Genomic DNA, 9,755 nt, shown 5'->3' on the forward strand with positions numbered 1-9,755 from the left:
GCTGCGCAGTACCCGGAGCTCGACGCCGGCGCAGGCTACGACCGCACCCGCGGCAGCGCCAACGTACCTCTCGGCGTGCCGCCTGGCGGTCTTGGCCCGGGCATCAACGGCAATCTATGGCAGGCCGGCTTTGACGCGTCGTGGGAAATCGATGTGTTCGGCGGCACGCGGCGCAGCATCGAGGCAGCCACCCGCTCCTATCAGGCCGCTACGGACGACCGCGGCGACGTCGTGCTAACACTGCTTGCGGAAGTCGCCCGTAACTATATCGAGCTGCGAGGCGCGCAGAGGCGCATCGCGGTCGCACAGGATAATCTCACGATCCAGCAGGACGCCTTGACGTTGACCCGCGCGCTGTACGACGCGGGCCTCGCGTCGCAGCTCGACGTGCTGCGCGCACAGGCCCAGGTGTCGGATACGCAAGCTGCGATTCCACTGCTGGTGGTCGATGCACATGGCGCGATCTACCGGATAGGCGCACTCGTAGGCCGCCCACCGGAGGACCTCGTTGCCGAACTCGACACGCCTCAACCGATTCCTTCACCGGTCGCCGACGTGCCGGTCGGCCTGCCGTCCGACCTGCTCAAGCGCAGACCCGATATCCGCGCGGCCGAACGGAGGCTTGCCGCGGCCAATGCGCGCATTGGCGTCGCGCAGGCTGACCTGTATCCGCATTTCTCGCTAACGGGCGTGGCGGGCCTGGAAAGTCTCGACGCATCGAGTTTTCTCACGGCTCCAAGCCGCTACTTTTCGATTGGTCCGAGCATCAGTTGGTTGATCTTCGACGCCGGCAAGGTTCGCTTCACGATCAGCGCCGAACAGGCTCGCACCGATCGGGCTGCTGCCGCGTATCAGCAGACCGTGCTGGACGCGCTACGCGATGTTGAGACGGCGCTCGTTTCATACGGACAGTCGCGCGTACGGCGAGAGCGCCTCGCTGCAGAGGTTGAGGCCGATCGCGGCGCAGTGAGCGTGTCAACCCGCCTTTATCGTCAAGGACTCGACGACTTTCTGCCAGTACTCGATGCCGAACGCTCGCTCTATGCGGCTGACGACAAGCTCGCGCAAACCGACCGGGACACCTCGCTGGCGCTCGTCCGGCTCTACAAATCGCTGGGTGGGGGCTGGGAGGAAAATAGCAATTCGACAGCGGCGGCTGGTTCGCCAATACGCTGATGCGAAAGGCATCACGGCATTTGAGCATGCGGACCTTCAACCGTGTTGCGAACGCTGGACAATTTGATGGGCCCGCGCGATGACGGGTGCGTCCACCATTTTCCCATCGAAAGTGAAAGCCCCACTGCTAGTTGCGGCAAGTTCGATGACCTTTCTTGCCCAATCGACGTCCGCCGGTAGCGGTGAGAAGCATTGATTGACCCGCGAAACCTGCGCCGGATGAATGCACAATTTGCCCCCGAACCCCCATCGCCGGGCCCGTAGCGTGGACTTGTCCAATTCTTCCGTGTCCTGAATATCAAGTGTCACGCCATCAACCGGGGCCTGCAGGTTAGCCGTGCGCGACGCCAGGACAAGCAGCGCACGGTGATAGGACAGTTCATCACCATCACCCTCGATGCCGACGTCGAGACCGAAATCGACCGTACCAAATACGAGTCGAAGAACGCCGGAAGCCGCGGCGATCTGCGCGGCATTCACCATCCCGGCCGCCGTTTCGATCAGTGGCAGTATCGGCGTCTCCGGTCGCAGACGGCTGCGCACAGCAGCAATTTCGACCGGGTCTTCGGTCTTCGGGACAATCACGCCCTCGATTGTTGGCAAACTGCATAGCGCGAGATCGTCATCGACCCATTCAGTCGCCAACCCATTGATGCGGACCAAGGCTGATCCGCCACGAGTAAGAAAATCCCTGCAAGCGTCGCGCGCAGCGACTTTCTCGCCTCTTGAGACGGCATCTTCGAGGTCGATAATGACGGCATCAGCGCTACTCGCTACGGCCTTACCGAACCGCTCAGGGCGATTGCCCGGAACGAACAGGAACGAACGGGCGACGGTCGGGCGATGCATGATTGACTCCTTTGGTCAAAACTGGCGAGCAGCAGCCAATGTATTTGTAACGGGGCTCTTCCTGCCAAGGAAGAATGCAGCGACGGCACTGACCAACGACAGGAACGCGAGAAACGCCGCGACCGCATATCCCGAGTGGTATGTCTGGAACAGCCAGAGCGAAATGAGCGGCGCCGGTCCGCCTGCGATGATCGAGGCTCCTTGATATCCAAGCGACGCTCCCGTGTAGCGGATATGTGCAGGAAACGACTCGGCAATATAAGCGGCCTGTGAACCGTACATGACATCGTGAATCACCATAAGCAGGACCATGCCGCCAATTACCAGAAGTGGAATCCGGGTATCCAGTAGTGCAAAATAAGGGAAAGCGAACAGCATCATGGCGACAGCGCCGATGAGGTATGTCGTTCGTCTCCCAATACGGTCCGAGAGGTACCCGAACAGCGGCACCGTAAAACACGAAACAACAGCCGCAAGCAGTACCGCGTTAAGGATAAATTCGCGCCCTAACCCCAGCGTCGTCGAGCCATAAAGCACCACGAAGGTCGAAAGCATATAGAAGGAAGCCTGCTCGCCGGGGCGTACCAGTGCTGCCAGCAGAATCGTGCGCCATTCGCTCTGCAATGCTTCGGTAAGCGGTGCACGCCGATTCTTGAGGTGTTTGTTTGCTTCGATGAAGTCCCGCGTCTCGGGTACACCCATACGGATAATCAAGCCGGCGACGAGCAGCACACTACTGGCAAGAAAGGGAATGCGCCAGCCGTACTCGAGCAGATGCGGTCCGCTAAAACGACTGCACACGCTCCAGGTGAGGACGGAGATCACAAGACCCAGCGGGACACCGATGTGCGGCAGGCTCGCCATGAATCCGCGACGCGATCCCTGATGCGACTCCATCGATAGCAATACCGCGCCACCCCATTCGCCACCGACGCCGATGCCTTGCACAAAACGCAAAGCAATCAGGAGCCATCCGGCCGCAGGTCCGAGTACCTTGTCAGTCGGCAGCAATCCGACCACCACCGTTGCGACACCCATCAACATCAGTGTTGCAACCAGCGTCGACTTACGTCCCACCCGGTCACCCATGTGACCGAAGATCGCGGCGCCGAGAGGACGTGACAGGAATCCCACAAAAATGGTCGCAAACGACTCCATCAGTCCAGCTGAGCCACCGTGGCTAAAAAACACGCTGGGAAAGACCAGCGCGGCGGCCGTACCGTAAATGAAGAAGTCGTACCACTCAATGGTCGTGCCGATCACGCTGGCAATTGCCGCTCGCCGTTGCAGCCGGTGGGAAGTCAATGGTGTCTGAGCGCAGGCATCAGCCATGTCTGGCGATTGGATTGGGTTCATCGTTTGTCTCCTGATATTCTGTTTGCTGTCCTTACCTTGCTGCGACGACGTCGGCAGCGGATACCTCTAACCCTTGCGGACGACGATCAAAACGTCGCCTCTGCCCGCATGGACACTGCGCCATCGGGCAGGCTAACCCAGAGGGTCAGGCCGTCACCATTGCGCGCCGCGTTGATGGTCAATTCATTGCCGAGAATGCTCGGCTGAACACCGCGGTAGCGAAACTGCTTCAGCGGCTTGTCCGCCACTTCTTCGGCAAAGGCCGCCAGCAACGTCGCATTGAGTGGGCCGTGGATCACCAGATTCGAGTAGCCTTCCACTTCGCGACAGTAGTCGGCGTCGTAATGGATGCGGTGACCGTTAAAGGTCAATGCTGAATAGCGGAAAAGTGTCGTCGAGGAAGGCGAGAAGCGCTTGCTGCGCTGTGCAACAGGCGCGTCGCTCGACACGGCGCGTACCGACGATGGTGTCGCTGCCTTGTAGACGATGTCGTGGTGTTCGCTGATGGCTACGTTGCCGTCATGCAATACCTCGTGGAGTACCGTAACGAATACGAGTTCGCCGCTGCGTCCCTGCTTGTGCTCCACCGACACGACACTGGACCGTTTTTCAACCTCTGCGTCCAGTGGCAAGGGAACGTAAAAGTCCAGCCTGCCGCCCGCCCACATCCGGTTAGGCAGCGGTACGGGCGGCAGGAAGCCTCCACGCGCCGGGTGTCCGTCACGACCGAGTTCCTGCGCGGGCAAACCTTCCAGAAAATAGAGCCAATGCCACAGAGGGGGTAATGCCGTGCCGGATGAGAATCCTGTCTGCGGCAGCCCCAGCGTCGCGGCCATCAGCCGGGCGTGCCGTGACGACAGAACATCGCGGTCGATATGCGTCTTGCCGATCCATTGACGCAGACGAGTGAGGTCGACGGTGCTCATGCTGTCACTCCCGTCTTGCTTGCCCCGAACTCGGCTCGCAAACTGGCGCTGTCTTCGCCGATTGCCGGTGCGCGATCGAAGTATCCCGTGTCCCACGACGCCTGGACGGGGGGAGCGATCATCCGGAGTTCACCGTCGTCCACCGGCATCGGCCAGGTGCGTAAGGCCGGGTGTGTGGCCATTCCGGCGACCGATCGCACCTGACCATAAGCGGTATTCGCGGCCGACAGACGGGCCAGTGCTTCTGTCGTATCCAGTTCCGCAAATACACTCGCGATGAGGCTGTCGAGCGCGGCGCGGTTCTTGACGCGCTCGGTATTCGATGCAAAACGTGAGTCGCGCGCAACGTCGGGGCGGCGCAGGAACACCTCGCAGAACGCGTGCCATTCGCGCTCGTTCTGAATGCTGATAACGATGTCGCAGTTTTCCCGCGTCGCGAATGCACCATAGGGCGCTATGGAGGGGTGCTTCAGACCTTGCCGGGTGGGTGCCCCATTGCCATAGACTTCATGCAAGTAGGGAATCGTCATCCAGTCGGCCGCCCCATCGAATAGGGACACGGAAACGCCTGTGCCTTGACCGGTTCGTTCACGCAGCGCCAGCGCGGAGAGCACGCCGATGGCTGCGTTGAGGCCAGCGCCGATGTCGCATATCGAAACCCCGATGCGGCCATACCCTTCGGGAGCGCCACTGATTCCGGCGAGACCGCTTTCGCATTGAACCAGCAGGTCGTAGGCCTTGAGCTTGCTCGCCTCGCCCTGGGTCCCGTAACCCGTAATATCGCAGGTGATCAGGCGCGGATAGCGCTCGCGCAGCGTCGCTCCACCGAAGCCGGCTCGTGCAAGCGCTCCGGGCGCCAGATTCTGTACGAAGACATCGGCCTGGGCCAGGATGCGATGAAGCAGTGCAGCGTCGTCGGGCTGCTTGAAATCGAGCACAAGTGATTCCTTGCCGCGATTGGTCCAGACGAAATAGGACGAGTGGCCGTTGGCGGCGTCGTCATAACCGCGCGCGAAATCGCCTTCGGCGCGCTCGATTTTGATAACGCGGGCGCCCATCTCCGCCAGCCGGCACGTACACAAGGGCGCGGCCAGGGCCTGTTCGATTGAGACAACCGTGACGCCATCCATCGGCCTGGCGGCTGCGTGGTTAAGTGAAGTTTCCATTCCTGCCTCGCTGTTCGCAACGTTCTTGCGACCAAGTATGGACAGGCCGCCACCCCATTTACAGCGAGCATTGCCGAACTGAGCTTTTGTCAAATACGAATGCTGCTTCGCACCATGGCCACTACGCCAAGCGTTGACGATTCAGTTGTGGCATAAAGACAAAAGCATCCGCCGACCTCTCTAACCTCATGCACTACGATCTGACCGATCTGAAAGTCTTCCTGGCTGTCGCTGAGGAGGGCAATGTTTCGCGCGGTGCCGAGCGCTGTCATCTGGCGCCGTCTTCGGCAAGCCTGCGCATTAAAGGTCTTGAGGGAGCCGTTGGCGCACCGTTGTTGATACGTCAGGCTCGCGGCGTGACCTTGACGCCTGCGGGACACGTGCTCGTCGACCATGTTCGACGGTGCGTGGCGCAACTGGAACAGATGCACGCAGACTTGCTCCCGTTCGCACATGGGCTCACCGGTCACGTGACATTCTTCGCGAACAACAACGCAATCAGTTCTCACCTGCCGGACGATCTCGCGCGCTTCTTCGCCCTCTATCCCAGTGTCCGGATTACGCTCGAAGAACGCATGAGCCACGACATAGTGGCCGCCGTAGCAGCGGGTCGAGCGGATATTGGCGTGGTGGCGCTCGAAACTGAACACCCGGAACTGGATTTCGTACCCTATCGCGAAGATCAGCTTGTCCTGCTCGCGCCATTAAACAGCACACTGGCGCAGCAAGCCCGCGTGAGTTTTGCGGATTGCATGGGTGAGCCATTCATTAGCCTGCAGTCTGGTGCGGCACTGCATACCTTCCTGATGAACCACGCAAGCGCGCTGGGCAGGCAACTCGATATACGGGTGCAGGTGTCAGGCTACCGGGCTATCGCACGTCTCGTCGCTTCGGGCGCAGGAATCGGCGTCGTGGCGCGTTCGGCGCTTGAGACCTCAGACCGTGAGCACCTTGCCATCATTGACCTGTCCGAATCCTGGGCCCGGCGTGATCTTCGTGTTTGCGTGCGTCAACATCCACACGAAAAGAACTTCTTCCGGGACAAACTGGTTGAGATCCTGTGTCGTCGCGATCGATCGGAGCAGACCTGACGAGGCGCGACGGCAAAATGAGCGACGCGATCAGGCCGCTTTGGCCGTCGCGCCGATTCTCCAGCGAAACCGAACCACCGTGTTTTGCGACCACTGACTTTACGATTGACAAACCCAGCCCACTGCCTTCGACCGTTTCGGAATTCAACCGGAAGAAGCGGTCGAACACGCGGCCTAGCGCGTCCTCGGGAATGCCCGGTCCCGTATCGGTCACACGTACGATTGCGCCGGCTGCATCCTCGAATACATCGATATCCACATAACCACCGGTGGGCGTGTATCGCAGTGCGTTCTCGACCAGATTGCGCACCGCCATGCGCAACTCCCCTGGGTTCGCATTCACGTGCGCGGCTTCGAAGCGCTTGACGCCCAGATCGATCGAGCGCGCATCCGCGACCGGCAGCAGATCGGCAACGAGCGTCTGAACCATCTCACGTACATCGACCGCATCGGCGGTCGCACCGGGATCGTGCTGCGCATCGGCGCGCGCGAGTTCGAGAAGCTGCCGGATCATGGTCGCCGTGCGGACGATCGCTTCGCGCAGTTCGCGTAACCGCTCGCCGCGCGCAGTCGCATCGGGCGCATTTTCCAGGTTGTCGATACGCAGTTGCAAAGCGGCAATCGGCGTGCGCAGTTCGTGCGCCGCATCGGCAATAAAGCGCTTCTCTCCATCGATGCCGATCTGCAAGCGCGCAATCATCCGGTTGATCGAATCGGCGAACGGCCTCACCTCTTCGGGTGCGTGCGATATGTCGAGCGGCGTCAGGCGGCCAATGCCGACCGCTTCCGCATCCGCACTCGCGCGTTCCAGGGACGCGAATGCGGCATTGACGACCAGCGGGATCGCGATCCATACGAGCAGTATCAGGAAAAACGTCGGCACCAGACTTTCGAGCGCCGCGCGCCCTGCGGTCTGTTGGCGAAACGCGATAGGCTGGCCGACCTGATAAGTCAAATCGTCCGAGTCTTTTCTTAGCGTGTAGAGCCGGTAACGATGACCATTGATCCGCTCGACCGAGTAGCCGCCCGGTGCGTTGCGGTTGAAGATCACTTTCGGGTCGGTATTGTCGGTCGGCGTGGAAAGCCCCTGCTTCCATATTTGTCCGACGAACCCGTCGATCGAATGTTGTGGCGGGCCCTTCGTGCCGATCGTCCCCACTTTGCCGGCCGAGAGCCAGACCGCGGCGCCCTGCAGATGCTCGTCGAGCAGCTGGTCCATATGCGTCATCGAAAGCCAGTACGACACGCCCGCATCGGCGACGCCGACGACAGCGAACAGCACGATCAATGTTCCGACAATCCGGCTCTTCAACGATTTCATGCCGCGGGCTCCGAAATATGCCAGCCGACCCGGCGGTTCCCGTTCCAGGATTTGGCTCAACGTATCTCAGCGTACGTCACGAAAATTAGATCAGAATTAGCCAGCGCAGCGAGTGGACTGCTGGTCGGATGCAGGCCGCACGGGGCGGCCGTTCGACCTCATCCCGCTAAACCGTTACGGATCGCGAACGCTGCAGCCTCCGTGCGATTGGCGGATTCGGTCTTGGCCAGAATCGCCCGAATGTGATTGGCGACCGTGTTCGGGCTCAGGAACAGCCGCTTGGCGATTTCGCGATTTCCGAGCCCACTTGCGACCAGCTGAAGCACCTGGGCTTCGCGCGCGCTCAACCCGGCCGGACAGGCAGGAGATGATGCATGCCCGATCGAGCGGCGCACCTCGTCGATCCGCTCGGTCAGCGTACGCATGCCCATGCCCGCAGCCGCAGCCCGTGCGTCCTCTATCAGCATGCTCGCGCCGTCGCGATCACCTTCGGCGTTGCGAGCCAGCCGCATCGAGGCATAGCGCAAGCGTGTATGCGCGAGCGCAGGGGACGCGCCTTGCCGGAAGTTCATCGCCAACGCAGACTCGAAGTGACGCTGAGCGTCTTGCCATTTGCGCTGCGTCGTGGCGAGCAAGCCGAGCAGCGAGGCCGCGGCGCCGAAGCATCCAACCGTTGTCCCGATGAGGAGATTGCGGCCGTCATACGGCAGCAGCATCGCATACAGGACATCCGCCCGTTTCCTGTCATCGAGCCGGGCGCACACCTGGGCCAGATACGCCAGACTCGCCGCGCGTAAGCCGTCATGGCGGACGACCGCAAAGTCATTCGCCGCGAGCGTCTCGAACTCGCTGCGCGCCTCGTCGAGCAGATCGATCTCGGCGTAGAGCAGCGCCAGACCGGGGCGCCACGTCCCCGCCCTGGGCGTCGCGTTCACGAATGCCCGTACGAGCGGTGCCAGCTCGCGCAGGCGGCCCTGTTCGCAACGCAGCGTGAACATCTGCATGCCGTAAACGCCAGGTGCATCCAGCCCCGGCATGCGGTGCCCGATTTGCAATGCCTGCGCGATCAGGCGTTCGGCGTCGTCAAATCGGCCTTCCAATAGTGCCAAGGTTGCGCGCGAGGTAGCGACCACATAGCGCACGAACGGCTGGCGCAGTTCTGCCGCCCGGTACTCGTATTGCTCGAGTCGCTCAAGCCAGGTCGACAGGTCACCTAGTTCCATCAACTCGAACAGCTGCCATGCTTGCGCGTCGAGCGCACACAGCACGTTGCCCTCTCCTTCGGCCAGACGAAGCGCTTCATCGATGTCCCGCAACCGCTCCGCGCTGCGCTCGGGCTGCCAGCGCGCGGATAGCGTCGCGACCAGCGTCGCAACGAGCGTCCCCGTGTCGCCACTGCGTCGCGCCATGGCCACAGCCTGTTCCCGCACGATCGCGGCCTGGGCATCCTCGCCGCTGAAAATCAGCGCGCGCGCAAGCGAGCTCAGCAACTTCGCCTTGGTAGTACTGTCGCCGCTGGCCTGGGCGACAAGCGCTTCGCGCAGCAGCCGTGCAGCCGCTTGCCCGGGAAGCCCCGGAGCCCATGTGGCTGTCTCGAAGCCGAGCGCAGCTCGCGTCATCTGGTCGATCGCGTTCGAAGCACTCGCAAGTGACATCGCCTGTTCGAACGCTTCGCGCGCCTGCAGATATTCGCCAGTGGCCGTAAGCGATTCGCCCAGTGCGTTGAGCAGGCTGATCGTCAACACCGGGTCACGGGCACTCATCGCGCCTGCCGCCTGAAGCGCGAGCCGGTAATAGCGGGCCGCTTCCTCATGGGCGAGAAGCCGGGTCGCTCGTTCGGCGGCGCGCCGCGCGATGTCGGTCGTCCGCT

Annotated in this window: 7 protein-coding genes and 1 pseudogene; 2 read left to right on the forward strand and 6 right to left on the reverse strand. The window is 61.6% G+C overall.

What is annotated here, in order from left to right; genetic code table 11:
* On the forward strand, positions 1 to 1,176 hold a 1,176-nt coding region (locus tag WCA85_RS18030), incomplete at its 5' end, for a TolC family protein (RefSeq protein ID WP_424066217.1).
* Positions 1,177 to 1,212: 36 nt separating this feature from the next.
* On the opposite strand, the gene WCA85_RS18035 is transcribed toward WCA85_RS18030, so the two are convergent.
* The 4 genes from WCA85_RS18035 to WCA85_RS18050 form a co-directional block, all read right to left on the reverse strand.
* Positions 1,213 to 2,025: an HpcH/HpaI aldolase/citrate lyase family protein gene (locus WCA85_RS18035; protein WP_424066218.1), complete on the reverse strand. Its 813-nt coding sequence runs from the start codon at positions 2,023 to 2,025 to the stop codon at positions 1,213 to 1,215.
* Between the two features lie 15 nt (positions 2,026 to 2,040).
* Positions 2,041 to 3,381 carry an MFS transporter gene (locus WCA85_RS18040; RefSeq protein WP_424066220.1) on the reverse strand — a complete coding sequence of 447 codons (1,341 nt, stop codon included), beginning with the start codon at positions 3,379 to 3,381 and terminating at the stop codon, positions 2,041 to 2,043.
* A gap of 86 nt (positions 3,382 to 3,467) precedes the next feature.
* Positions 3,468 to 4,307 (reverse strand): FAS1-like dehydratase domain-containing protein, encoded by an 840-nt coding sequence (locus tag WCA85_RS18045; protein WP_424066222.1) that lies wholly within the window; start codon positions 4,305 to 4,307, stop codon positions 3,468 to 3,470.
* Entirely contained in the window at positions 4,304 to 5,473 is a 1,170-nt protein-coding gene (locus tag WCA85_RS18050; protein ID WP_424066223.1) for a CaiB/BaiF CoA transferase family protein, read from the reverse strand. The genes WCA85_RS18045 and WCA85_RS18050 overlap by 4 nt, the downstream gene beginning before the upstream one ends.
* Before the next feature lie 188 nt (positions 5,474 to 5,661).
* On the opposite strand from WCA85_RS18050, the pseudogene WCA85_RS18055 reads away from it, so the two are divergent.
* Positions 5,662 to 6,435: pseudogene (locus WCA85_RS18055) on the forward strand (LysR family transcriptional regulator); the annotation flags it as partial.
* Here WCA85_RS18055 and WCA85_RS18060 read toward each other — a convergent pair.
* Together WCA85_RS18060 and WCA85_RS18065 are read right to left on the reverse strand one after the other, a co-directional pair.
* Positions 6,431 to 7,885 (reverse strand): sensor histidine kinase, encoded by a 1,455-nt coding sequence (locus WCA85_RS18060; protein ID WP_424066225.1) that lies wholly within the window; start codon positions 7,883 to 7,885, stop codon positions 6,431 to 6,433. The pseudogene WCA85_RS18055 and the gene WCA85_RS18060 sit on opposite strands and share 5 nt — an antisense overlap.
* 158 nt (positions 7,886 to 8,043) lie before the next feature.
* Positions 8,044 to 9,755 (reverse strand): LuxR C-terminal-related transcriptional regulator (locus WCA85_RS18065; RefSeq protein ID WP_424066227.1); only part of this gene is annotated, 1,712 nt, incomplete at its 5' end.

It is taken from the genome of Paraburkholderia sp. (assembly GCF_049581445.1).
GTDB lineage: Bacteria > Pseudomonadota > Gammaproteobacteria > Burkholderiales > Burkholderiaceae > Paraburkholderia.

Bases quoted from the DNA above. Each gene is read 5' to 3' on its own strand.
- WCA85_RS18035 (WP_424066218.1), bottom strand. From the start codon at position 2,025: ATGCATCGCCCGACCGTCGCCCGTTCGTTCCTGTTCGTTCCGGGCAAT.
- WCA85_RS18040 (WP_424066220.1), bottom strand. From the start codon at position 3,381: ATGAACCCAATCCAATCGCCAGACATGGCTGATGCCTGCGCTCAGACA.
- WCA85_RS18045 (WP_424066222.1), bottom strand. From the start codon at position 4,307: ATGAGCACCGTCGACCTCACTCGTCTGCGTCAATGGATCGGCAAGACG.
- WCA85_RS18050 (WP_424066223.1), bottom strand. From the start codon at position 5,473: ATGGAAACTTCACTTAACCACGCAGCCGCCAGGCCGATGGATGGCGTC.
- WCA85_RS18060 (WP_424066225.1), bottom strand. From the start codon at position 7,885: ATGAAATCGTTGAAGAGCCGGATTGTCGGAACATTGATCGTGCTGTTC.